At 70.5% G+C, this 24,098-nt stretch carries 25 protein-coding genes and 1 riboswitch; of the genes, 18 read left to right on the forward strand and 7 right to left on the reverse strand.

Features of this window, described 5'->3' with window-relative positions:
- The first annotated feature begins 6 nt into the window (after positions 1-6).
- Positions 7-158: riboswitch (ZMP/ZTP riboswitch) on the forward strand.
- A gap of 64 nt (positions 159-222) precedes the next feature.
- The 18 genes from glyA to tolA all read left to right on the forward strand — a co-directional run bounded on the left by glyA (position 223) and on the right by tolA (position 15,659).
- Entirely contained in the window at positions 223-1,473 is a 1,251-nt protein-coding gene (gene glyA, locus FHT26_RS24145; RefSeq protein ID WP_168562642.1) for a serine hydroxymethyltransferase, read from the forward strand.
- Positions 1,474-1,493: 20 nt separating this feature from the next.
- On the forward strand, positions 1,494-1,937 hold the full coding sequence (gene nrdR / locus FHT26_RS24150) for a transcriptional regulator NrdR (protein WP_047590070.1): 444 nt from the start codon (positions 1,494-1,496) through the stop codon (positions 1,935-1,937).
- A 158-nt stretch (positions 1,938-2,095) separates the two neighbouring features.
- Positions 2,096-2,653, forward strand: coding sequence for a GspH/FimT family pseudopilin (locus tag FHT26_RS24155; RefSeq protein WP_168562685.1), 558 nt, complete (start codon positions 2,096-2,098; stop codon positions 2,651-2,653).
- A gap of 9 nt (positions 2,654-2,662) precedes the next feature.
- The gene (locus FHT26_RS24160) at positions 2,663-3,340 is read left to right on the forward strand and encodes a PulJ/GspJ family protein (protein ID WP_168562643.1); all 678 of its coding nucleotides are present in this window, start codon (positions 2,663-2,665) and stop codon (positions 3,338-3,340) included.
- Positions 3,337-4,614: a hypothetical protein gene (locus FHT26_RS24165; protein ID WP_168562644.1), complete on the forward strand. Its 1,278-nt coding sequence runs from the start codon at positions 3,337-3,339 to the stop codon at positions 4,612-4,614. Before FHT26_RS24160 ends, FHT26_RS24165 begins: the two co-directional genes overlap by 4 nt.
- Positions 4,614-5,687: a hypothetical protein gene (locus FHT26_RS24170; RefSeq protein ID WP_168562645.1), complete on the forward strand. Its 1,074-nt coding sequence runs from the start codon at positions 4,614-4,616 to the stop codon at positions 5,685-5,687. The genes FHT26_RS24165 and FHT26_RS24170 overlap by 1 nt, the downstream gene beginning before the upstream one ends.
- Positions 5,688-5,770: 83 nt before the next feature.
- The gene (ribD, locus tag FHT26_RS24175; RefSeq protein ID WP_168562686.1) at positions 5,771-6,856 is read left to right on the forward strand and encodes a bifunctional diaminohydroxyphosphoribosylaminopyrimidine deaminase/5-amino-6-(5-phosphoribosylamino)uracil reductase RibD; all 1,086 of its coding nucleotides are present in this window, start codon (positions 5,771-5,773) and stop codon (positions 6,854-6,856) included.
- A 17-nt stretch (positions 6,857-6,873) separates the two neighbouring features.
- Positions 6,874-7,488 carry a riboflavin synthase gene (locus FHT26_RS24180; RefSeq protein ID WP_168562646.1) on the forward strand — a complete coding sequence of 205 codons (615 nt, stop codon included), beginning with the start codon at positions 6,874-6,876 and terminating at the stop codon, positions 7,486-7,488.
- Between the two features lie 106 nt (positions 7,489-7,594).
- A complete protein-coding gene (ribBA, locus tag FHT26_RS24185; RefSeq protein ID WP_168562647.1) occupies positions 7,595-8,692 on the forward strand; it encodes a bifunctional 3,4-dihydroxy-2-butanone-4-phosphate synthase/GTP cyclohydrolase II in 1,098 nt (365 codons plus the stop codon).
- A gap of 20 nt (positions 8,693-8,712) precedes the next feature.
- Positions 8,713-9,177: a 6,7-dimethyl-8-ribityllumazine synthase gene (gene ribH / locus FHT26_RS24190; protein ID WP_168562648.1), complete on the forward strand. Its 465-nt coding sequence runs from the start codon at positions 8,713-8,715 to the stop codon at positions 9,175-9,177.
- Positions 9,174-9,704: a transcription antitermination factor NusB gene (gene nusB / locus FHT26_RS24195; RefSeq protein WP_490362808.1), complete on the forward strand. Its 531-nt coding sequence runs from the start codon at positions 9,174-9,176 to the stop codon at positions 9,702-9,704. The genes ribH and nusB overlap by 4 nt, the downstream gene beginning before the upstream one ends.
- Positions 9,705-9,730: 26 nt before the next feature.
- Positions 9,731-10,957 (forward strand): pyridoxal phosphate-dependent aminotransferase, encoded by a 1,227-nt coding sequence (locus tag FHT26_RS24200; RefSeq protein WP_168562649.1) that lies wholly within the window; start codon positions 9,731-9,733, stop codon positions 10,955-10,957.
- 141 nt (positions 10,958-11,098) lie between these two features.
- Positions 11,099-12,787: a serine/threonine-protein kinase gene (locus tag FHT26_RS24205; RefSeq protein ID WP_246868082.1), complete on the forward strand. Its 1,689-nt coding sequence runs from the start codon at positions 11,099-11,101 to the stop codon at positions 12,785-12,787.
- Positions 12,784-13,182: a TssQ family T6SS-associated lipoprotein gene (locus FHT26_RS24210; protein ID WP_168562650.1), complete on the forward strand. Its 399-nt coding sequence runs from the start codon at positions 12,784-12,786 to the stop codon at positions 13,180-13,182. Before FHT26_RS24205 ends, FHT26_RS24210 begins: the two co-directional genes overlap by 4 nt.
- Before the next feature lie 61 nt (positions 13,183-13,243).
- Positions 13,244-13,654 carry a tol-pal system-associated acyl-CoA thioesterase gene (gene ybgC / locus FHT26_RS24215; protein ID WP_168562651.1) on the forward strand — a complete coding sequence of 137 codons (411 nt, stop codon included), beginning with the start codon at positions 13,244-13,246 and terminating at the stop codon, positions 13,652-13,654.
- Positions 13,651-14,370 carry a protein TolQ gene (gene tolQ, locus FHT26_RS24220; protein WP_168562652.1) on the forward strand — a complete coding sequence of 240 codons (720 nt, stop codon included), beginning with the start codon at positions 13,651-13,653 and terminating at the stop codon, positions 14,368-14,370. The genes ybgC and tolQ overlap by 4 nt, the downstream gene beginning before the upstream one ends.
- Before the next feature lies 1 nt (position 14,371).
- Positions 14,372-14,797 (forward strand): protein TolR, encoded by a 426-nt coding sequence (gene tolR / locus FHT26_RS24225; protein ID WP_168562653.1) that lies wholly within the window; start codon positions 14,372-14,374, stop codon positions 14,795-14,797.
- A gap of 7 nt (positions 14,798-14,804) precedes the next feature.
- Positions 14,805-15,659 carry a cell envelope integrity protein TolA gene (gene tolA / locus FHT26_RS24230; RefSeq protein WP_168562654.1) on the forward strand — a complete coding sequence of 285 codons (855 nt, stop codon included), beginning with the start codon at positions 14,805-14,807 and terminating at the stop codon, positions 15,657-15,659.
- Here the strand turns inward: tolA and FHT26_RS24235 are convergent.
- The 7 genes from FHT26_RS24235 to FHT26_RS24265 form a co-directional block, all read right to left on the reverse strand.
- Complete coding sequence (locus FHT26_RS24235) at positions 15,621-16,724, reverse strand: NAD(P)/FAD-dependent oxidoreductase (protein ID WP_168562655.1); 1,104 nt, start codon at positions 16,722-16,724, stop codon at positions 15,621-15,623. The genes tolA and FHT26_RS24235 overlap by 39 nt on opposite strands.
- A gap of 64 nt (positions 16,725-16,788) precedes the next feature.
- Entirely contained in the window at positions 16,789-17,256 is a 468-nt protein-coding gene (locus FHT26_RS24240) for a DoxX family protein (protein WP_168562656.1), read from the reverse strand.
- Between the two features lie 60 nt (positions 17,257-17,316).
- A complete protein-coding gene (locus FHT26_RS24245; RefSeq protein WP_168562657.1) occupies positions 17,317-18,096 on the reverse strand; it encodes an HvfC/BufC N-terminal domain-containing protein in 780 nt (259 codons plus the stop codon).
- Positions 18,093-19,010 (reverse strand): MbnB/TglH/ChrH family RiPP precursor modification enzyme, encoded by a 918-nt coding sequence (locus tag FHT26_RS24250; protein ID WP_168562658.1) that lies wholly within the window; start codon positions 19,008-19,010, stop codon positions 18,093-18,095. The genes FHT26_RS24245 and FHT26_RS24250 overlap by 4 nt, the downstream gene beginning before the upstream one ends.
- Positions 19,011-19,017: 7 nt before the next feature.
- Positions 19,018-19,287, reverse strand: coding sequence for a BufA1 family periplasmic bufferin-type metallophore (locus FHT26_RS24255; RefSeq protein ID WP_168562659.1), 270 nt, complete (start codon positions 19,285-19,287; stop codon positions 19,018-19,020).
- Between the two features lie 137 nt (positions 19,288-19,424).
- Positions 19,425-20,864: an efflux transporter outer membrane subunit gene (locus tag FHT26_RS24260; RefSeq protein WP_168562660.1), complete on the reverse strand. Its 1,440-nt coding sequence runs from the start codon at positions 20,862-20,864 to the stop codon at positions 19,425-19,427.
- Positions 20,865-20,878: 14 nt separating this feature from the next.
- A complete protein-coding gene (locus tag FHT26_RS24265; RefSeq protein ID WP_168562661.1) occupies positions 20,879-24,067 on the reverse strand; it encodes an efflux RND transporter permease subunit in 3,189 nt (1,062 codons plus the stop codon).
- Between the last annotated feature and the right edge of the window lie 31 nt (positions 24,068-24,098).

The raw sequence follows: 24,098 nt of genomic DNA on the forward strand, positions 1-24,098 counted from the left end.
ACACTCCGCGGGCTGCGCAACTGGCGATGGGGCACCGGGCGTCACGCTCGACCTGAAGGTCAACGTGAAGTCCGCGGGCCTGAGGTGGTGAACCACCGGGAAGCGCAGCCGGTTCCGGGTTTCCGGCACCGGTTCAGCCGTTCGCCTGGGCAGCCCTGTGGCCATGTGAGTCCGCCTCGCATGATCCGCCCCGGGGTCTTCTGTTGAAGAGGACTGCCAGCCATGTTCGACCGCACCCAATCCACCGTCGCCCAGGTGGACCCCGAGCTGTTCGCCGCGATCCAGAGCGAGAACCAGCGCCAGGAAGATCACATCGAGTTGATCGCCTCGGAAAACTACGCCTCGCCGGCCGTGATGGCGGCGCAGGGCAGCCAGCTGACCAACAAGTACGCCGAGGGCTATCCCGGCAAGCGCTACTACGGCGGCTGCGAGTACGTCGACATCGTCGAGCAGCTCGCGATCGACCGCGTGAAGCAGCTGTTCGGCGCCGCGCACGCCAACGTGCAGGCCAACTCCGGCTCGCAGGCCAACCAGGCGGTGTTCTTCGGCCTGCTGCAGCCCGGCGACACCATCATGGGCATGAGCCTGGCCGAAGGCGGCCACCTGACGCACGGCATGTCGCTGAACATGAGCGGCAAGTGGTTCAAGGTCGTCAGCTACGGCCTGAACGCGAAGGAAGAGATCGACTACGACGCGATGGAGCGGCTGGCGCACGAGCACAAGCCGAAGCTGATCATCGCAGGCGCATCGGCCTACAGCCTGCGCATCGACTTCGAGCGCTTCGCGAAGGTCGCGAAAGCGGTCGGCGCGATCTTCATGGTCGACATGGCGCACTACGCCGGGCTGATCGCTGCCGGCGTCTACCCGAACCCGGTGCCGCATGCCGACGTCGTCACCTCGACCACGCACAAGAGCCTGCGCGGCCCGCGCGGCGGCATCATCCTGATGAACGACGAGGCCATCGCGAAGAAGATCAACAGCGCGATCTTCCCCGGCATCCAGGGCGGCCCGCTGATGCACGTGATTGCCGGCAAGGCGGTGGCCTTCAAGGAAGCGCTGGCTCCCGAGTTCAAGACCTACCAGCAGCAAGTCGCGAAGAACGCCGTCGTGCTGGCCGAGACCTTGATCGAGCGCGGGCTGCGCATCGTCAGCGGCCGCACCGAAAGCCACGTGATGCTGGTCGACCTGCGCCCGAAGAACCTGACCGGCAAGGAAGCCGAGGCGCTGCTGGGCCGGGCCCACATGACCTGCAACAAGAACGGCATCCCGAACGATCCGCAGAAGCCGATGGTGACCAGCGGCATCCGCCTGGGCAGCCCGGCCTTCACGACCCGCGGCTTCAAGGAAGACCAGGCGCGCGCCACCGCCCACCTGATCGCCGATGTGCTCGACAAGCCGCACGACGAATCGGTCATCGAGGCGGTGAAGGCCAAGGTCGCCGCGCTGACGCGCGACTTCCCGGTGTACCGTTGATGACCTCCTGCTGCTGAGCCGTGCGCTGTCCTTTCTGCAGTCACGAGGAAACGCAGGTCGTCGAGACGCGCGAGTCCGATGAAGGCGACGTGGTGCGCAGGCGCCGCCGTTGCCAGAGTTGCGACAAGCGCTTCACGACCTACGAACGCGCCGAGATCGCGCTGCCGTCGGTCGTCAAGAAGGACGGCACGCGCGCCGATTTCGACGCGTCGAAGATCCGCGCGTCGATGACGCTGGCGCTGCGCAAGCGGCCGGTCAGCGTCGAGCAGATCGACGCGGCGATGGAGCGCATCCAGGACAAGCTGCTCAACAGCGGCGCCAAGGAAGTGCCGTCGACGCGGCTCGGCGAACTGGTGATGCGCGAGCTCAAGCGCATCGACAAGGTCGCCTATGTGCGCTTCGCATCGGTCTACCGCAGCTTCGAAGACGTCGACGAGTTCAGGCAGCTGATCAGGGATATCTGAACCGGTACACAGCAACTGAAATCTCGCGAAACCCTCCAAAACCCCCTCACGTACCGGTACGTCCGAGGGTGATTTGAGCCGCCTCTCCCCCCATCGGGGGAGTGGCTGATGGCGCGGCACTTCCTAAAGTCCGCGTCCATTCATCAGGGGGATCGGTCATGTTCCAGCATGCGAGGCCGCAGACGGCCGGGGGTTTCACGCTCATCGAGTTGATGGCCTGCGTCGCGGTGTGCGCCGTGCTCGCGCTGGCCGCAGTCCCCAGCTTGCGGCGCTGGATGGAAGCGCGGCGGCTCGACGGCGCGGCCCACGAACTCGCGGCCGATCTGCGGCTCGCCCGCAGTGAAGCCATCAACCGCAACCAGAGTGTGCGGATCGGCTTTCGTGGCGCCACCCCGGCATCAACGACACCGTCGAACTGTTACGTCGTCTATGTCGGAGCGATCGATGCGTGCCGCTGCACACCGCAAGGGCCGGCAGACTGCGATGGCGACGGGCAAGCCCTCCGCAGCGTCGCACTGCAGCCGCAGGACCGCCTCAGCCTGCAGGCGAATGTCGCGACGATCAGCTTCGATGCGCAGCACGGCACCAGCACGCCGGCCGCGACGCTGCGGCTGGCCGGTGCCTCGGGGCTCGCGATCCAGCATGTGGTGAACGTGCTGGGCCGCGTGCGCAGCTGCTCGCCGCTCGGCACCATGTCCGGCTACCGCGCCTGCTGAGGTCCGGCGATGAGCTCGGTTCACCACCTGCCGCGGCACGAGTGCGGCTTCACGCTCGTCGAGTTGATGACGGGCATCGCGGTCGGCTTGGCGGTCGTCGTGCTGGCGCTCGGGCTGCTGGGTTTCCAGCTGCACGACACCCGCCGGCAACTGGCCGACCTTCGACTGACGCACGATCTCCAGGCGATCGCCGAGCTGATCTCGCGCGACCTCGCCCGTGCCGGCCACGGCCTGCCGGCCGGCGCAGCGCCGGCGGCCAGTGCGCCCGACCCGGCCATCGCGCTGTCGCCGGATGACAGCAGCCTGAGCGTGGACTACGCACTCACCGCCGAGCCGGGCGCAGTGGCCAGCCGCTTCGGCTACCGGTTGCGCCAGGGCGTGGTCGAGATGGCGTTTGGCGACGGCAGCTGGCAGGCGCTCAGCGATGCGTCGTCGATGCGCGTGACACGGCTGGAGTTCATTCCCGACCGCCGGTCGCTCGCACTGCAGGACTTCTGCAGCCGCCGCTGCGATGCCGCGGCCACCACCGGTGCCGCGACCTGCCCCTACCAGTTGCAGCGCCGCGTGCGGATCCGGCTGGAGGCGCAGGCGGTCCCCGGCAGCACCGCCGACGGCGGCGTGCTGCGCGAGGCCGACATCGACGCGCGCGTGCGCAACGACGCGTTGGTCGGCGGGTGCCCGGCATGAGCGCGCCGCGCCGCGCCAAGGGCGAATGCCGGCGTGCGCAGCACGAAGGTACGCCAGTGAACGCGCTTTGCCCGCCGACCAGACCATCGCACCAGCGCGGCATCACGACGCTCGCCGTGGTGCTGGCGGTCGCGACGGCGCTGGCCCTCACCGCGGCCTATGCCTCACGGGTGGCCTGGCTCGAGCTGCAAGCGTCTGGCAACCGCGTGCGTGCGGCGCAGTCTGCCGAAGCGGCGGAATCCGGCCTCGCCTGGGCCCTGGCGCGGCTCAACGACGACCGCCCGGTCGACGACGCCTGCAAACCGGCGCCCAGCGGGTCGACCTTCCGCGAGCGCTACCAGGGTGCGGCCGCGATGCCGAGCTGTGCCCTCGGCGACGGCGCCTGGACCTGCCGGTGTCCGCTGCCCGGCGCCTCCGTCTCGACCTCGGAGCCCGCACCGGTCCGCCAAGCTTTCGCGCTGCGCCTGGGTGGCGCCGCGTCGGGCGTCGCCATGATCGAGTCGACCGGCTGCAGCGGCGCGATCGCGGCCTGCCTGCGGCCACGAGAAGCGGGCGTTCCAGGCGGAATGCACGTCGCGCGGGCCTGGGTCGACGTGGCCCGCCTCCCCGCGATCGACGTGCAGCCGGTCGCGGCCATCACGGTGCGCGGCACGCTGCGGCTGCGCGACGGAGCGACCGCGGTCCACCACGGCATCGCGAGCGGCGGGCTCACGTTGCACAGCGGCACCGACGTCGACCCCGGCGACGCCACGCTGATCGGCCCGCCCGGGGCGCCTGCGCGGTCGACCATCGTCGGCGACGATGCCGCGCTGGCCTCGCTCGATGCCGAGCAGTTCTTCGCGAGCACGTTCCGGATGAACCGAGCCGCGTGGCGGGCCCAGCCGGCGGCACGGCCCCTCTCCTGTGCGTCGCCGTGCGACCAGGCGCTCGCGCAGCAGCTGTCGGCCCCGGGCGCCCCATCGCTCGTCTGGCTCGACGGCGGCCTGCACCTCGACAGTGCCACCGAACTCGGCTCCGCCGAGCGACCGGTGCTGCTGGTCGTCGACGGCGCAGTGCACCTGCGCGCCCCGGTGCGGATCCACGGCGTGCTGTACCTGCGCTCGGCCGAGTGGCGCGACGACGGCGGTGCCGAGATCCATGGCGCGCTGTTGGCCGAGAACGACCTGCTGCTCACCGGCCCGAGCCGGATAGAGCACGACGCCAACGTCGTCGAGCGCCTGCGCCTGTGCTGCGGCACCTTTGCCCGCATGCCCGGCAGCTGGCGGGACTTCTGATGCGTGCCCCCCGCATCACGCGACCCGCCCGTCGGGCGGACACCGGCGCCGCGCTGCTCGAAGCGCTGGTCGCGATGCTGATCGTGTCGCTGCTGTCGGCATCGCTGCTCACCGAGCTGCAGGCACTGCGCCAGGCGCGCACCGCGGCACGACAGCGGCTCGATGCCCTGCAGCTGGCCCGGCGGGCCTTCGATCGCCTGCGCGATCCGGCCGCGTCGTCGCCGGCCGGAACGGCGCCACCGCCGTTCACGCTCGTCGCCACGGAGGCGGGCGACGCGTTGGCGCTGCGCGACGTCAACGTCGCCGTCGACTGGCGCGGCAGCGCGGGCGATGCACGCCGCCTGCAGCTTGGCACGCGCATGCCGGGCCCGTCGCCGGTGTACGACGCGGTGCTCGGCCTGGCCCCGCAGGACATCGCGATCGCCCGGCCGCACGCCCGCGCCGTCGGCATCCCGTTCGAAGCCGTTTCGATCGCTCCGGGCCGCAGCCGCTGGCAGCCCGGCGAGCCGGGCGCGACGGCCTGGGTGTTCGACGACGGCGATGGCCGCCTCGTCTCGCGCTGCACCAACACCGCAGGCGCCTGCGACGCCGCCGCCGGCAGCGTGCTGAGCGGCCACCTGCGCTTCTCGGCGAGCGCGCCGCCGGACCCGTCGACGCCAGGCGACGCGTTGCTGCCGCTGCGCATCGTGCTGACGCTGGACGGCACGCCCCCGCGCACCGTCGGCTGCGCGACCCAGGCCGTCGTCGACGCCGACGCGCGCTTCGTGCGCTACGGCTGCGCGGTCACCGACCCGCCGGCGGCCGGCTGGTCCGGCCGCGTCGAGATCGAACCCGTCGGCTGGACGGTGGGCACGCGCACCGACCAACGGCGCGTGTGCCGCTACAGCGCCGACCTCGACGGCAGCGGCGCGGTCGACCGCAACGACGAGCACCCCGCACGCTACACCGCGGTGCAGGGCGCGCTGTCCCAGCAGAACTACCTGCTGGTCCGCGGCGACCAGCCCTGCCCGGAGAGCGGCGCCGCGGGGACGCACAATGACGCATTGCAGCGCACCGTGCAACACCAGCCCTGACCCGCCCGATGTCCGCCTCCGAGCCCACCGCCTCGCCGTTCCCATCGAATGCTTCGGCATTCACGCCCGCCGACCACGCCGCGATGCGCGAGGCGCTCGCACTGGCCGCGCAGGCCGTCGGGCTGACCGAGCCGAACCCGCGCGTCGGCTGCGTGATCGTCGACACCCACGGCCAGGTCATCGGCCGCGGCCACACGCAGCAGGCCGGCGGGCCGCATGCCGAGGTGATGGCGCTGCGCGATGCGGCCGCCCGCGGCCACGCAACCCGGGGCGCGACCGCGTACGTCACGCTGGAGCCGTGCTCGCACCACGGCCGCACGCCGCCCTGCTGCGACGCGCTGCTGGCGGCCGGCATCGGCCGCGTCGTCTCCGCCGTCACCGACCCCAACCCGCTGGTGGCCGGCCAGGGCCTGGCGCGGCTGCGGGCGCAGGGCGTTCAGGTGGAAGCCGGCCTGCTCGGCGATGCGGCACGCGAGCTGAACATCGGCTTCTTCTCGCGCATGGTGCGTGGGCGGCCGTGGGTGCGCCTGAAGGCCGCGACCTCGCTCGACGGCCGCACCGCGCTGGACAACGGCGTCAGCCAATGGATCACCGGCGAAGCCGCGCGCACCGATGGCCACGCCTGGCGCAAGCGGGCCGGCGCGGTGCTGACTGGCGTCGGCACCGTGATCGACGACAACCCGCGGCTCGACGTGCGGCTGGTCGAGACCGCGAAGCAACCGTTGCGCGTGGTGATCGATTCGCGGCTCGACATGCCGCCCACCGCCCGCATCCTCGACGCGCCCGGCCAGGTGCTGGTGTATGCCGCGGCGCCCGAGGCGGCCCGCATCGACGCGCTGGCGGCCGCCGGGGCCGAGGTGATCCTGCGGCCCGGTCCGGCGGGCAAGGTCGACCTGCCCGCCGTGCTGGTCGACCTGGCGCAGCGCGGCATCAACGAGCTGCATGTGGAGGCCGGCCACAAGCTGAACGGCTCGTTCGTGCGCGAGGGCCTGGTCGACGAATACCTGGTGTACCTCGCGCCGAAGCTGCTCGGCGCCGGCCGCGCGCTGGCCGCCTTCGGCCCGCTGGAGCGGCTTGACGACGCCGCCGCGCTGCGCTTCCATGCGGTCGACCGCATCGGCGACGACCTGCGGGTGATCGCCCGCCCGCCGGCGCGGGAAAGCTTCTGACTGCGAGAATCCGATCCATGTTCACCGGCATCATCTCCGGCCTCGGCCGCATCGACTCCGTCCGCCCGCTGGGCGCCGACGCCTCCCACGGCCTGCAACTGACGCTGCAGGCTCCCGACCACTACCTCGACGACGTGCAGCTCGGCGACAGCATCTCGCTGAATGGCGCCTGCATGACGGTCACCACCTTCGACGCTGCCGCGAGCCGCTTCACGATCGACATCTCGGCCGAAAGCCTGGACAAGACCGCCGGCCTGTCGCAACCCGGCCCGGTCAACCTCGAAAAGGCGCTGCGGGCGCACGACCGGCTGGGCGGCCACCTGGTCAGCGGGCATGTCGACGGCATCGGCCGCGTGACGCATTTCGCGCCGGTCGGCGAATCGTGGGAGCTGCGGGTGCTGGCCTCGGCCCACATCGGCCGCTTCCTCGCCTACAAGGGCTCGGTCGCGGTCAACGGCGTCAGCCTGACGGTGAACCGCGTCGACGACCGGGCCGACGGTTGCGAGTTCAGCATCAACCTGATCCCGCACACGATCGAGAACACGACATTGGGCACGCTGGCGGCCGGCTCGGCGGTCAACCTCGAGATCGACCTGATCGCCCGCTACGTCGAGCGCATGCTGGGGAAATAGAGCCCCCACGTCGCTCCGCTCCTGCCCATCGAGAGGGCGCCTCCCCTCGGCCCGGCAAAGCCGGATCCTGGGGAGTTGCTTGACTTCACCCGCCTACAATCCGTGGATGCCGATCTCCCCTGTTCCTGAACTGATCGCCGAGCTCGCCGCCGGCCGCATGGTCATCCTCGTCGACGAGGAAGACCGCGAAAACGAAGGCGACCTGGTGCTCGCGGCCGACCATGTGACGCCCGAGGCGATCAACTTCATGGCGCGCTTCGGCCGCGGCCTGATCTGCCTGACCCTGCCGCGCGAGCGCTGCGAACGGCTGCAGCTGCCGCCGATGGCCACGCGCAACGGCACCCGGCACGGCACAGCGTTCACCGTGTCGATCGAAGCCGCCACCGGCGTCTCGACCGGCATCTCGGCGGCCGACCGCGCCCGCACCGTGCAGGCCGCCGTCGCCCGCGACGCCCAAGCGGCCGACCTGGTGCAGCCCGGCCACATCTTCCCGCTGCAGGCGCAGGACGGCGGCGTGCTGATGCGCGCCGGCCACACCGAAGCCGGCTGCGACCTGGCGGCGATGGCCGGCCTGAGCCCGACGTCGGTGATCTGCGAGATCATGAAGGACGACGGCACGATGGCGCGGCTGCCCGACCTGGAGGTCTTCGCGAAGGAACACGGCCTGAAGATCGGCACCATCGCCGACCTGATCGGCTACCGCAGCCGCAACGAAAGCCTGATCGAGCGCATCGGCCGCCGCGCTCTGACCACTGCGCAGGGCGAGTTCGACTGCACCGCATTCCGCGACCGCACCGGCGGACTGCACCTGGCGCTGAGCCACGGCAGCATCGGCACCGCCGACGAAGTGCTGGTGCGCGTGCACGAACCGCTGTCGGTGATGGACCTGCTCGACACCGGCGCCTGCAGCCATTCGTGGCCGCTGCACAAGGCGCTCGCGACGCTGCAGGCCGCCGAGCGCGGCGTCGCGGTGCTGCTGAACTGCGGCGACGACGTGCAATCGATGCTGTCGCACTGGCAGGAAACACCCGCGGCCCCGGCGCGCGCGCGCGCCCAGATGGACCTGCGCACCTACGGCATCGGCGCCCAGATCCTGCGCGAGCTGGGCGTCACGAAGATGAAGCTGCTGGGCAGCCCGCGCCGCATGCCGAGCATGACCGGCTACGGCCTCGAGGTCACCGGCTTCGTTGCCCCCGAACACTGAACGACACCGACTGGATTGACATGCAAGCAGCAGACAAGGGCCAGGCGGCCGACCTGGACGGCACCGACCTGCGCATCGGCATCGTGCAGGCCCGCTTCAACGACAAGCTGACGCAGGCGCTGGCCGACGCCTGCATCGCCGAGCTTGGCGTGCTGGGCGTCGCCGCCAAGCACATCAAGCACGTGACGGTGCCGGGGGCGCTCGAGGTGCCGCTGGCACTCAACGCGATGGGCGCGAGCGACCGCTACGACGCGCTGGTCGCGCTCGGCTGCATCATCCGCGGCGAGACCTACCACTTCGAGCTCGTGTCCAACGAGAGCGGCGCCGGCGTCACGCGCATTGCGCTCGACCACGAGATCCCGATCGCCAATGCCATCCTGACCGTCGAGGACGAAGCCCAGGCCTGGGCCCGCGTCGAAGAGAAAGGCCGCGACGCCGCGCGCGTCGCCGTCGAGATGGCCAACCTGCTGGAAGACCTGTCGTGAGCGAGAACGATCCGAAGACCCCCGCGGCCGCACCGGTGCCCGGCAAGCCCGCCGGCAAAGGTGGCGCCAAGGGCGGCAAGCCGCAGCCCAAGTCGTCGCGCCGCCGTTCGCGCGAAGCCGCGCTGCAAGGCCTGTACGAGTGGCTGCTGTCCGGCGCCGACGTCGGCGTGGTCGATGCCCACATGCGCGAGCAGGAGGGCTTCGACAAGGCCGATGCGGCGCACTTCGACGCACTGCTGCACGGCTGCATCGCCGAGGCCGCCGACATCGATGCGGTGCTGGCCCGCCACGTCGACCGCAAGACCACCGACCTGTCGCCGATCGAGCACGGCGTGCTGATGATCGGCGCCTACGAGCTGAAGCACTGCATCGACATCCCGTACAAGGTCGCGATCAACGAAGCGGTCGAGCTGGCCAAGAGCTTCGGCGGCACCGACGGCCACAAGTACGTGAACGGCGTGCTCGACAAGGCGGCGCTCGACCTGCGGCCGGTCGAGGTCGCAGCCTTCCGGGCCCAGCGCCGCTGACGCGGCGCCGAAGCGACGATCGCGCGATGAAGCTCGCCACCCGCCTCGACCACATCGAACCGTTCTACGTGATGGAGTGTGCGAAGGCGGCGGTCGAGCTGTCGCGCACCGCGGCCTGCGACCCGGCTCAGGGTGGCCGGCCGATGATCTTCCTGAACATCGGTGAGCCCGATTTCACCGCGCCGCCGCTGGTGCAGCAGGCCGCGCGCGACTGCCTCGAACGCGGCAGCACGCAGTACACGCAGGCCACCGGGCTGCCGGCGCTGCGCGAGCGGCTGAGCCGCTGGTATGCCGAGCGCTTCCTGGTCGACATCGCGCCCGAGCGCATCGTGATCACCGCCGGCGCGTCGGCCGCGCTGCAACTCGCCTGCCTGGCGCTGGTCGAGCGCGGCGACGAGGTGCTGATGCCCGACCCCAGCTACCCGTGCAACCGCCATTTCGTCGCGGCCGCCGACGGTGTCGCCCGCCTGCTGCCGGCCTCGCCCGAGCACCGCTTCCAGCCCGACGCGGCCACCGTGCAAGCGGCCTGGACGAGCGCCACCCGAGGCGTGCTGCTCGCATCGCCGTCGAACCCGACCGGCACCTCGATCGCATTCGACGAGATGGGCCGCATCGTGCAGGCGGTGCGCGAGCGCGGCGGCTTCACGATGGTCGACGAGATCTACCTCGGGCTGAGCTTCGACGATGCGTTCGGCCGCACCGCGCTGGCGCATGGCGACGACGTGATCTCGGTCAACAGCTTTTCGAAATACTTCAGCATGACCGGCTGGCGGCTCGGCTGGCTGGTGCTGCCGCCGGAACTCGTCGCGCCGGTCGAGCGGCTGGCGCAGAACCTCTACATCTGCCCGTCGTCGATTGCGCAGCAGGCCGCGCTGGCCTGCTTCGAGCCGGCGTCGATCGCCGAATTCGAACGCCGCCGCGGCGAGTTCCGCGCGCGCCGCGACTTCCTGGTGCCGGCGCTCGAGGCGATGGGCCTGCGCGTGCCGGTGCTGCCCGATGGTGCGTTCTATGCCTGGGCCGATTGCTCGGCGCATGCCGACAGCAGCTGGGACTTCTGCTTCCGGCTGATGCGCGAGGCGCAGGTGGCGATCACGCCGGGCCGCGATTTCGGGCCCCATGCAGCCGCTCGCTACATCCGGCTGTCGTATGCGAGTTCGATGGAGCACCTGCACGACGCGGTGCAACGGCTGCAAAAACTGCTGTCGGCGCCCCAGCCGAAATCGCTGTCGCTTGCGGTGTCGATTCAGCGTTGAACCCCCTGCACCATCCTGTCGACTTTCGCAAGCGCATGTTACGAATGCACGGAACGCGGGGTTTTTTACTGCCAGGGTCCGATGCGCTTGCACTAAGCTGCGGTGGTGGTGGACCCACGTGCCATGAACCCAACCCGCCTCATGCCCGGCCCTGTTCCTGATCCTTCCCCCGACCTTGCCAGCTCGACGCCCGGTGCGCCGAAGTGGGGCGACACCGACCTCGGGCTGCCGGCGCAACCGTCGGCCACGTTCGCGACCAACCCGCCGATGGGTGGTGCCGACCAGATGCCGACCATCGGCCACATCGGCCGCTACGCGCTCAAGTACCGCATCGGCGAAGGCGGCCTCGGCGTGGTGTATGCGGCGCACGACCCGCTGCTGTCGCGCCTGATCGCGATCAAGACCCTGAACCTCGAGATCTCGGCCGAGCAGCGCGATTCGTTCAATGCGCTGTTCCTGAACGAAGCGCGCGCCGCCGGCGGCCTGAGCCACCCGCACATCGTCACGGTGTTCGATGCCGGCGCCAGCGAGCAGGGCGCCTACATCGCGATGGAACTGCTGAAGGGCCGCGACCTGCGTCAGCTGCGCCTCGAAGGCTGGCGGCCGACGCCGCACCAGGCCGCGCTGATCGTGCGCCGCGTCGCCGACGCCCTCGCCTACGCCCATTCGAAGGGCGTCGTGCACCGCGACATCAAGCCGGCCAACATCTTCATGGTCGGGCGCACGCAGCCGCGCGTGCTCGACTTCGGCATCGCCCGCATCGCGCACCAGCACGATTCGAACGGCGAAGACATCGTCGGCGGCTCGCCGTACTACATGTCGCCCGAGCAGGTGCGCCAGGAGCCGGTCGACCGGCGCTGCGACGTGTTCTCGCTCGGCGTCGTGCTCTACGAACTGCTGGCCGACGTGCGGCCGTTCCGCGGCAGCTCGCTGGCCGAGATCACCCGCGCCGTCGCCGAGTACAACCCGCCGACCGCGCACCAGGTCGACGCCAACGTGCCGAAGGCCTTGTCCGAGATCGCCGCGCGGGCGATGGAGAAGAACCCCGACGACCGCTACCGCTCGGCCCGCGCGCTGTCGCGCGAACTGCGCCACTGGCTCGAAGAACATCCGCAGGACGGCGACGGCGCCGACGACGCCGGCTCGCAGCCTGCCGGGCGCCACCGCCTGGCCTGGGGCCTGGTCGTGGCGGCCGGCATCGGCATCGCCGCCGCCGCGTGGTGGACGCTGATGTCGCCGCGCTCGGGCGAACTGACGGCCTCGGCACCGCCGGCCGCTTCGGCGGTGGTCGTCGCCGTGGCGCCGGCGCTGGTGCCGGCGTCGGCCGCAGCGTCCGAACCGGTGGCCACGGCCGCCTCGCAGCCGGCGCCCGGCGCCAGCACGCCCGAGTCCCCGGCCTCCGGCGTCCCGGCCACGCCGTCGGCCGGCGCCTCGGCTCCGCTGGTCGTCGCCGCAGCCGCGCTGCCGGTGGCCGCCGCCACGACGCCCGAACCGGTGCTGGCCGCCGCCTCCGGTGCCGACACCAGCCGCAAGCCGCTGCCGCCGAAGGAAACGCTGAAGGAACGTCGCGCCCGGGAGGCCCGTGAACGGGCTGCCGCGGCCGCGCCGGTCGTCGTCGCCACCGGCGTCGTGCGCCTGGCGATCAGCCCGTGGGGTCAGGTCGAGGTCGACGGCAAGTCGGTCGGCACCGCACCGCCGCTGAACGAACTGACGCTGGCCGAAGGCCGCCATGTGGTGACCATTCGCAACGACGACTTTCCGCCTTACAGTTCGACGGTCAATGTCGTGCCGGGCCAGCCGGTCAACCTCAAATACCGATTCGGATCATGAGACTGCTTCCTGTTGCCACGCTGGTTCCCGCCCTCGCCGGCGTGCTGTTGGCGGCCGGCTGCGCGCAGATGGCGCCGCCGCCGGTCGGCCTGCTCGACGTGACCTCGCGGCCCGCCGAGCGCGCGTTGCAGGGCGGCATCCGCGCCTATGAAGACGGCCAGTACCCCGAGGCCGAGAAGCAGCTGAACCTTGCGTTGACCACCGGCCTGGTGTCGCCGCGCGACCGCGCCGCCGCCCACAAGCAGCTGGCGTTCATCTACTGCACCAGCAACCGCACCAGCGACTGCGAAGCGGCCTTCCGCGCCGCGCGCCAGGCGGACCCGGCCTTCGCGCTGAACAAGTCGGAACAAGGCCACCCCGTCTGGGGGCCGGTCTACAAGCGCGTGCAGCCATAATCGGCGCCGCACCGCGCGCGTTTGCTCGCGGGCAGCCCCTTGTGGCTTGCCGTTCGCGCCCATGACGTTCACCGACGCCCCCGCCTTCATCCACCTGCTGCGCATCTACTGGGAAGACACCGACGCCGGCGGCGTGGTGTTCTACGCCAACTACCTGAAGTTCTTCGAGCGTGCCCGCACCGAATGGCTGCGTTCGCTCGGCTTCCAGCAGGAGCGCATGCGTGCCGAAGGCGGCGCGATGTTCGTCGTCGCCGACACCCGTGTGCGCTACCTGAGCCCGGCCCGGCTCGACGACCAGATCGAGGTCAGCGTGCGTGTGGTCGAATCGGGGCGTGCCAGCCTCCGGCTCGTGCAGGAAGCCCGCCGCGGCGGACAGACCCTGGCCGAGGGCGAGATCCGCATCGGTTGCGTGGACACCGGAACCTTCAAGCCGCGCCGCATTCCCAACGACATCCTCGACGCCATCGCATGAACCAAGACTTTTCCATCATCAGCCTCGTCCTGCATGCCAGCTTCGTGGTCCAGCTCGTGATGGCCGGGCTGCTGCTCGTGTCGCTCGGCAGCTGGACGGTGATCTTCGGCAAGCTGTTCGGCCTGCGCCGGGTGCGCACGATGAACGACGACTTCGAGCGCGAGTTCTGGGCCGGCAAGAACCTGAACGACCTGTTCAACGCCGCATCGCAGAAGGCGCACAGCGCGCCGCTGGAGCGCATCTTCGCGTCGGGCATGCGCGAGTTCATGAAGCTGCGCGAGCGCCGCGTGGTCGACGGCGGTGCGCTGCTCGACGGGTCGCGCCGCGCGATGCGGGCGAGCTTCCAGCGCGAGCTCGACGCGGTCGAGTCCAACCTGTCCTTCCTCGCATCGGTCGGCTCGGTCTCGCCGTACGTCGGGCTGTTCGGCACGGTGTGGGGGATCATGCACGCCTTCGTCGGGCTGTCGAACCTGCAGCAGGTGACGCTCGCGACCGTCGCGCCCGGCATCGCCGAAGCGCTGGTCGCCACCGCGATCGGCCTGTTCGCGGCGATCCCGGCGGTCATCGCCTACAACCGCTTCGCGCGCGACATCGACCGCATCGCGATCCAGCTGGAGACCTTCATCGAGGAGTTCTCCAACATCCTGCAGCGCAACGCGACGCAGCCGATGCCCGCGGGTCCCACCGGGGCCGCCGGTCCGGCCGGGGTGCGCTGAGATGCCCGCCGTCGCCGGCCGCGGCACGCGCCGCCGCACGATCTCCGAGATGAACATGGTGCCGTTCATCGACGTGATGCTGGTGCTGCTGATCATCTTCATGGTCAGCGCACCGTTGATCACCACCGGCGTGGTCGACCTGCCGACCGTCGGCAAGAGCAAGCAGCAGCCCGAGCACGTGATCGAGGTCGTGGTCGGCAAGGACGAGAGCCTGAAGCTGCGCGTCGACGGCAAGGAGCCGTCGCCGTTGAAGCTCTCCGCGCTGGCTGCCACCGTCAAGGAGGCGCAGGGCGGCAACGCGCAGTCGCCGGTCGTGATCTCGGCCGACCGCCAGGTCAAGTACGAAGCGGTGGTGCGCGTGATGGACACGCTGCAGCGCGCCGGCGTGCTGCGCGTCGGGCTGTCGGTGAAGAACACCGGGACCTGACGCACCGATGAGCACCGGCACCCTGCTGCATTTCCGCGAGCGCGACCCGCTGCGGCCCGACACCGAAGACAGCGTCGGTGCCGGCTTCGCATTCGCGGCCGGCGCGCACGTGCTGCTGATCACCGCGCTGGCCTTCGGCGTCAACTGGCAGTCGAGCGAACCGGTGGCGGCCTCGGCCGAGCTGTGGTCGGCGGTGCCGCAGGTGGCTGCGCCGCGCGCGGTCGAGCCGCCCCCCGCGCCGCCGCCGCCGGCGCCGAAACCCGCGCCCGAGCCGAAGGTCGAAACCCCGCCGCCGCCCCCTGCCCCCGCGCCCGATCCGCAGATCGCGATCGAGAAGGAAAAAGCGAAGAAGAAGGAGCTGAAGGCCCAGCAGGACAAGGAAGCGGAGGAGAAGAAGGTCGAGGAGAAGAAGGCCCAGGACGCGAAGCGCCTGGCCGACAAGGCCGAGGCCGACCGCAAGAAGAAGGAACTGGAACGGCAGACTGCGCAGACCGAAGACCAGCGCAAGAAGCAGCTGGAGCGCATCCTCGGCCAGGCCGGCGCCACCGGTGCGGCGACCAGCACCGGCACTGCCGCGCACGATGCGGCGCCGACCGCGAGCTACCGCGGCAAGATCGTCAGCGCGATCCGGCCGAACATCCTGCTGATCACGACCATCGACGGCAATCCGCAGGTCGAGGTCGAGGTGCGCACCGGACCCGACGGCACCATCCTCAGCAAGCGCGTCACGAAGCCCAGCGCCAGCAAGGAATGGGACGAGACGGTGCTGCGCGCGATCGACAGGACCAACCGGTTGCCGCCCGACGAGAACGGCCGCGTGCCGTCACCGATGACCCTCGTTTTCCGGCCGCTCGACTTCTGAGGCCGCCACCAGCGACGCCGCCGGCAGCTGCTGCGGCGCGCCTGCCCGGCGGCGGTCGTGCCGGCGCAGCAGCCATGCGACGAAGCGGCCCTCGAACGACCACGCGCCCCAGCTGACCAGCGCATCGCCGTCGCCGCAGTCGACCCAGCGCAGCGCCGGCCCGCCGGTCTTCGCGGTGACCAGCGCGCCACCGGCGACGAAGCGGCGCAGGTTGGTCGCGAGCGTCGCGGGATCGTCGTCGCCGCGGAACACCTCGGGGTGCGATGCGCTCTGCAGCGTCGGGCCGACCGCCACCGCGCCGCCTTCGGGGTCGAGCTGCAGCCCGCTGGCGTCGACCCATGCCGGCGCGCGGCCCGGCAAGGCCAGCAGCGGGGCGTCGCAGACCAGCCGCATGCCGTCGCCGACCATCACCTGGCGCGCACCGATGGCCACGCCCTGCTCTTCGAACAAGGTGACGTTGCGGCGCTTCAGGATGCGGTGCATGCGGCCCTGGGCCGACGACGGGAAGTCGGGCAGCGGCGGGCCGCCATGCGTGACCAGCGCGACGCGGGCTCGCTTGCCGAGGCGGCGCTGAACCGCGAGCGACAGTTCGACGCCGGCAATGCCCGAGCCGATCACCACCACGCTCAGCGTGCGCTGCTGCGCGAGCGCGAGCAGCGCCTCCCACAGGCGCACGAACTGCTCGGTGGGCTGCATGAAAAGGGCATGTTCGCCCGCGCCGGAGATCGCGTCGCGGTCCATCGCCGGTGCGGTGTCCAGGCTCAGCGCGTCGTACTCGATGACCTGCCCGCCGACCAGCACGATGCGGCGGCCGGCGGCGTCGAGCGATGCCACCTCGCCTTCCACCAGCGTCGCCCGCGCCTGCTGCGCGAGCGGCGCCAGCGGCGTCACGCTGTCATCGAGGCTGCGGCGGCCGGCGATCCAGCCGGGCAGCGCCGCCTGCGACATCGGGCGCAGCGACGGCGCCACCAGCGTGACCTGCGTCGCGGGCAACGCCTGCGCCGCGAACTCGCGCAACACCTGGAGGTGGGCGGGCCCGGCGCCCAGCAGAACGAGATGCTTCATCGAAGGGAGGGCAAGCGATGCGGGGTGCAATCCCGCATTGTGCCCCGCCCGCTGTCCGCGGCCGTCAGTGCGCCGCCAACCCCTGCCGACCGCCCCAGCGCGCACTGATCAACCGGTCGAGCGACAGCAGCCCTGGCCCCCACAGCGCGAGCCCGATCAGCAGGCTGCCCCAGAACTGGTGCTGCTGCAGCGCGGCCGGTGCAATCTCGGCCAGGCTCAGCACCGCGACGACGTTCATCACCGACAGCCCGAGCGCCGCGAAGCGCCCGGCCAGCCCGAGCGCCAGCAGCACCGGCAGCACCAGCTCGCCGCCGGTGCCCATCACCGCGGCCAGCCCGGGCGGCAGCAAGGGCACGTGGTATTCGTCGCTGAAGAGGGCCAGCGTGGTGTCCCAGTCGCGGATCTTCGTCAGGCCGGACAGGAAGAAGGCGTGTGCGACGTACAGGCGCGCCGCCAGCTGCGCGACCGGCTGCAGCGCTTCGAGCACCGCGACGAAGCGGCGCCACAGGGTCGGCACGAGGGTCAGGTTCATGGGGGTCTCTTTCGGTTCGATGCGCATTGGTCGGCGGAATGCGGCGTTTCTTTCGCCGATTCAACGGCGACGGGCGGCGGCCAGCCATCCGTGCTGCACGGCCTGCAGCAGCCATGGTTCGAACGCAAACCCTCCCCCGGCGCGGTCCGATGCCTCCGACAGCGGCCGCCCGTCGAGCAGCGCCTGCGTCCAGCGCGCATCGGCCTCGCCGACCGCCTGCACGCGCGCGCGCCAGCCATCGCGCCACACCAGCGCGTGCTCGCCGCGCCCTTCGGCCAGCGCTGCACGGGCCGCATCGAGGCGAGCGGCCGCGTCGTCGCCAGGGCGATGCGCCAGCCACAGGCTCGCCACCGGCCAGGCGCTGGAGAGCAAGGCCACCGCCGGGACGAGCACCAGCGACAACGCGGCCGGATCGACCTCGGCCAGCAAGGCCAGGCTCGCGGTGTCGCAAACCCCATCGGCCGCCTGTTCGCAGCGCGCCACCAGGCCATCGAGCCGCGCGCAATCGGCCAGGTACGGCACATCGGCGAGCTGCTCGCTCGCTTCGATGAACGCCGGCAGCTTGTCGCCGAACTCGGCCAGGTCGCCACGTTGCGGCGGCTGCGCATGCCAGAAGGCCCGCGACAACGCGGCGAACGACGCCTCGCCCAGCAAGGCCTGCACGGTCGGACAACGCTGCGCCAGCGCGCGCTCCGCCGACGCGCCGCCGTTCGCCTGGTACGCCTGCCAGCCGCGCAGCAGCCGGGCGCCCTGCTCGCCGACCGCGCCGGCCAGCGACGCGCCATCGTCGCGCGCCCACAGGCTGCGCAACAAGGCCTGCTGGCGGTCCAGTTCGTTCATCGGACGCTCGCCTCGGCGATCACGCGGCCGGCCTGCGCCGCTTCGTCGAGCAGCACGGCCAGCGGCGGCACGTCGGTGTCCCATTCGACCAGCGTCGGTCGTGGTCCCAGCCTGCGGATGGCATGCGCGAACACCTGCCACACCGGCGCGTGCACGCGGCTGCCGTGGTCGTCGATCACGATGTCGGGCAGTGCGAGGTAACCGGCCAGGTGGATCTCGCCGACGCTCGCCGCGTCGATCGCATCGATCCAGTCGCAGGCCTCGCGCACCGCGTCGCGGTCGCCGTCCCCATCACCGTCACCGCGGCCGTCGCGCGCCCGGTTCAGGCCGTTCACCACCAGGTTGTTGACGTCCAGCAGCAGGCCGCAGCCGGTGCGGCGCGTCAACTGGCTGAAGAACTCGGTTTCGCCCATCTCGCGGTCGCGCCACGCCAGGTAGGCCGACAGGTTCTCGACCAGGATCGGCCGGCGCAGACGCTCCTGCACCTGCGTCACGTTGCGCACCATCACGTCGAGCGCCTCGTGCGTGAACGCGAGCGGCAGCAGGTCGTTGGCGTGCAGCACGGCGGGACCGTTCGCCGCGGCGGGAGCACGCGCGAAGCTCGCGTGGTCGGACACCCTCACCGGGTCGATGCGCTCGACCAGCCGGGCCAGCCGGTCCAGGTGCCACGGGTCGAGCCCGCAGGCCGAGCCGAGCGACAGCCCGACGCCATGCAGGCTCACGTCCCAGTGCGAGCGCGCCTCGTGCAGCACCGCGACCGCGGCGCCGCCATCGGCGAAGAAATTCTCGGAATGCACCTCGACGAAGCCGAGCGCCGGCGCCGCCTGCGGGCGCTCGAGCAGCTCGGCGTAGTGAGGCTGGCGCAGGCCGATGCCGACCCACGGGTCGGCGAGCGGCCTCGCGGCGACGCTCAACGCGCGCTCACTTCTTCTTGGCTTCGTCGGCGGTCTTGCCGCCCATGCTCTTGCAGGTGCCCTTGGCGACGTACTTCCATTCGTCGGCGCCCGCGTCGACCTTCGACTGGCCGGCGCACGAATGCGAACCCGACAGGTTGGCGCAGTCGTTCTGGCCGGCCTTCGCGATGCCGAAGCACTTTTCCTTCGCCTTCTCGTCGGCGGCGTTGGCCTGGCCCATCAGGCCCAGGGCCAGCAGGGAAGCGAGGGCGGAAGAAGCGATCAGGCGGTTGTTCATGGGGTTCTCCTTGCGGTGGTTCAGGGATGGGGTCGCCATCGATGAAAAGATGAAACGACCCGCCTGAGTCGAACTCGGGCGGGTCCCCTTACATCCACCGACATCATGCCCGCGTCGGAGGGCATTTCGTCACGGAGTTACCGGGTGGTGGTTTCCCAGCCGCCGCCCAGCGAGCGGATCAGCCCGACCGTCGTCGTGGCCCAGGTGCCACGCAGCTTCACCGCCTGGCGCTCGATGGTCAGCAGGTCGCGTTGCGCTTCGAGCAGCTGCAGGTAGCTGTCCTCGCCGGCACGGTAGCGCTTGTCGGCGAGTTCGGCCGCGCGGCGTGCCGAGGCCACCGCCTCGTCGGTGAAGCTCACCTGCTCGCGCACCGCGCGCAGGCCGGACAGGTTGTCCTCGACGTCGGCAAAGGCCAGCAGCACCGACTGGCGGTAGTCGGCCACCGCGCCTTCGAGCTGCGCTTCGGCTCGCCTGACCGCGGCCTTGTTGCGCCCGCCGTCGATGATCGGCAGCGAGAACACCAGGCTGGTCAGCCAAGACTGGGCGTTGGTCTTGAACAGCTCGCTGAGCTCGGTCGATGCATAGCCGCCGTTGGCCGTCAGCGCGAGCGCCGGGAACAGCGCCGACTTCGCGACGCCGACCCGCGCCGTCGCCGCCGCCATGCTGCGCTGCGCGGCCGTCACGTCGGGCCGGCGCTCCAGCAATGCCGACGGCAGGCCGGGCGGCACCACCGGCACGCTGGCGTCCATCGCGAGCGGCTGGTTCTCGAAGCTGAAGCCGGCCGGCGCCTGGCCGAGCAGCAGCGCGAGCGAATGCTCGATCCGCGCCCGGCTGCCGCGCAGCGCGACCACTTCGGCCTGCAGCGTCGACAGTTCGGTGCGCGAGCGCGCCACGTCGAGCTCGGCCACGTCGCCGGCCTGGAATCGCTTGCCGATCAGGCGCACGTTCTCGGTGCGCAGCGCGAGCGTCGCATCGAGCTGGGCCGCTTCGGCATCGAGTGCCCGCAGCGCGAAATACGTCTGCGCCACGTCGGCCTGCAACGCGAGCAGCACCGAGCGGTAGCTGGCCTCGACCTGCTCGGCATCGGCCTTCGCGGCGTTGACGCCGTTGCCGACCCGCTGGAACAGGTCGACCTCGTAGCTCGCGCCCAGCCCGGCGGTGTAGACGGTGGCCGGCGACACCGGCGTGCCGGCCGGCACGCCGGCCTGCGCCGGCGCCGAACGGCTGCGCGTCGCGCCGGCGTTCAGGCCGAGCTGCGGCCAGCGGTCGGCCTCGGCGCTGCCGAGCGCGGCACGGGCCGCCTTGACGCGGGCAGCGGCCGACGCGAGCGTCGGGTTCGCCTTCGCGGCCTGCTCCTCGAGCGCATCCAGCTTCGCATCGCCGAAGGTCGCCCACCAGGCGCCGCGCTGCTGAGCCTCGGACGGCGCCGCCGCCTTCCAGCTGCCTTCGACGGCCGTCATTTCCTTGTAGGCCGACGGCACGCCCACATCGGGCTGCGGCACCGTCGGGGCCAGCGAGCAACCCGCCAGCACCAGCGCCGTGAACAGCGCGGAAGTCTTGAACAAAGTGTGTGTCATGGTCTTGTCGTCGCTCAGTGCGTCGCGTCGTGTGCCAGCGGCGCAGCGGCAGCGCCGGAGCGCCTTTCGATCGCCACCGCGAGCTTGCGCAGCAGCACGTAGAACAACGGGGTCAGGAACAGGCCGAACAGCGTCACGCCCAGCATGCCGGCGAACACCGCGACGCCCATCGCATGGCGCATCTCGGAACCGGCGCCCGACGAGAACACCAGCGGCAGCACGCCCATGATGAACGCGATCGACGTCATCAGGATCGGGCGCAGGCGCAGGTGGCAGGCTTCGAGCGCCGCTTCGACGATGCCCTTGCCCTGGTGCTCCAGGTCACGGGCGAACTCGACGATCAGGATCGCGTTCTTCGACGCCAGCCCCACCAGCACGAACAACGCGATCTGCGTGAAGATGTTGTTGTCGCCCTTGGTCAGGTAGACGCCCAGCAGCGCGCACAGGATCGACGCCGGCACGATCAGGATCACCGCCAGCGGCAGCGTCCAGCTTTCGTACTGCGCGGCCAGCACCAGGAACACCAGCAGCACGCACAGCGGGAACACGATCACCAGCGTGTTGCCGGCCAGGATCTCCTGATACGTCAGGTCGGTCCATTCGAAGTTGATGCCGCGCGGCAGCGTCTCGGCCGCCAGCTTGGCCATGATGTCCTGCGCCTGCCCCGACGACACGCCCGGCGCTGCACCGCCGTTGAAGTCGGCCGCCATGTACGAGTTGTAGCGCTCGACGCGGTCCGGCCCGTAGGTGTTGCTGACGTTGACCAGGCTGCCCAGCGGCACCATCTCGTTCGCTGCATTGCGCACCTTGAACTGCCCGATCGCCGCGGCGTCGGAGCGGAACGGTGCGTCGGCCTGCGCGATCACCTGGTACGTGCGGCCGAACTTGTTGAAGTCGTTGATGTAGAGCGAACCGAGGTTGATCTGCATCGTGTCGAAGATGTCCGACAGCGGCACGCCCAACTGCTTGGCCTTGGTGCGGTCGACGTCGGCCTTCAGCTGCGGCACGTTGATCTGGTAGCCCGAGAACACGCCCGCCAGCTGTGGCGTCTGCCATGCCTTCATCTGCAGCGCCTGCACCGCCTGGTACAGCGCATCGGGGCCGAGGTTGGCGCGGTCTTCGACGTACAGCTTGAAGCCGCCGATGGTGCCGAGGCCGTTCACCGGCGGCGGCGGGAACACCATGATGAAGGCGTCCTGGATCGCGCCCAGGCGCTTGTTCACTTCGGCCGCGATCGCGCCGCTGGACAGGTTGGCGGTCTTGCGCTTGTCGAAATCGTCGAGCGTGTAGAACACGATGCCGGAGTTCGGCGCGTTCATGAAGCCGTGGATCGACAGGCCCGGGAAGGCCACCGAGCTCTTGACGCCCGGCACCGACTGGGCGATCTCCGACATGCGGCGGATCACGCTTTCGGTGCGGTCGAGCGAGGCCGCATCAGGCAGCTGGGCGAAGCCGACCAGGTACTGCTTGTCCTGCGCCGGAACGAACCCCGACGGCACGATGCGGAACATGAACACCGCGCCGACGATCAGCAGCACGTAGACGACCAGCGTCGCGCCCTTGTGCGCCAGCACGCGCTTGACGCCGCCGGTGTAGCCGTGCGACGAGCGGTCGAAGAATCGGTTGAACACGCGGAAGAAGCCGCCGAAAGCCCAGTCCATCGCACGCGCCAGCCGGTCTTTCGGGGCACCGTGCGGCTTCAGCAGCACGGCGGCCAGCGCCGGCGACAGCGTCAGCGAGTTGAAGGCCGAGATCACGGTCGAGATCGCGATGGTCAGCGCGAACTGGCGGTAGAACTGGCCGGTCAGCCCGGAGACGAACGCGATCGGCACGAACACCGCGCACAGCACCAGCGCGATCGCGATGATGGGCCCGGAGACCTCCTTCATCGCCTGGATGGTCGCTTCGCGCGGATTCAAGCCGTTGGCGATGTTGCGCTCGACGTTCTCGACCACCACGATCGCATCGTCGACCACGATGCCGATGGCCAGCACCAGCCCGAACAGCGACAGCGTGTTGATCGAGAAGCCGAAGCCCAGCAGCACCGCCATCGTGCCGATCACCGACACCGGCACGGCCAGCAGCGGGATCAGCGACGCGCGCCAGGTCTGCAGGAACACGATCACCACCAGCACCACCAGCGCGATCGCCTCGAGCAGCGTGTGGATCACCGCCTCGATCGAGTCGCGCACGAACTGCGTCGGGTCGTAGACGATGGCGTATTCGAGGTCCTGCGGGAAGTCCTTCTTCAGGTCTTCCATCAGCGCGCGCACGTCGGTCGAGATCTGCAGCGCGTTCGACTGCGGCGCCTCGAACAGGCCGAGCGCGACCGCCGGCTTGTTGTTCAGCAGCGAGCGCAGCGAGTAGGTGGACGCACCCAGCTCGAGGCGGGCCACGTCGCGCAGGCGGATCACGCCGCCGCTGGCGGTGAGGCTGCCGGTCTTGATGATGATGTCGCCGAATTCCTCTTCGGTGCTCAGGCGGCCCTGCGTGTTGACCGACAGCTGGAACGGCGCGTCTTTCGCGGGCGAAGCGCCGACCACGCCGGCGGCCACCTGCACGTTCTGCTCGCGGATCGCGGCCACCACGTCGGGCGCGGTCAGGCCGCGCGCGGCGATCTTCTGCGGGTCGAGCCAGACGCGCATCGAATAGTCGCCGGCACCGAACACCTGCACCTGGCCCATGCCGGCCACACGGGCCAGCCGGTCCTTGATGTTGAGCACCGCGTAGTTGCGCAGGTAGACCTCGTCGTAGCGCGAGTTCGGCGAGAGCAAGTGCACCACCATCGTGATGTTGGGCGAGCTCTTGACCGTGGTCACGCCGATCTGCCGCACTTCCTCGGGCAGCCGCGCCAGGGCACGCTGCACGCGGTTCTGCACCTGCGTCTCGGCCTGCTCGACGTTGGTGCCGACCTTGAAGGTGACGGTCAGGTTCATGCCGCCGTCGCCGGTGGCCTGCGAGGCCATGTACAGCATGTTCTCGGTGCCGTTGATGGCCTCTTCAAGAGGCGCGGCGACGGTCTGCGCGATCACGGTCGGGTTGGCACCCGGGAAGCGCGTGCTGACGACGACCGACGGCGGCACGACCTCGGGGTATTCCGAGATCGGCAGCCGGAAGATCGCGATCAACCCGGCCAGGAACAACAGGATGGACAACACGGCCGCGAAGATCGGCCTGTCCACGAAGAATTTTGAAAATCGCATGGGGTCTTTCGATGTTCTTTCTGGCAGGCCG

The sequence above is a fragment of the Rhizobacter sp. SG703 genome (assembly GCF_012275445.1).
Classification (GTDB): Bacteria; Pseudomonadota; Gammaproteobacteria; order Burkholderiales; family Burkholderiaceae_C; genus Rhizobacter.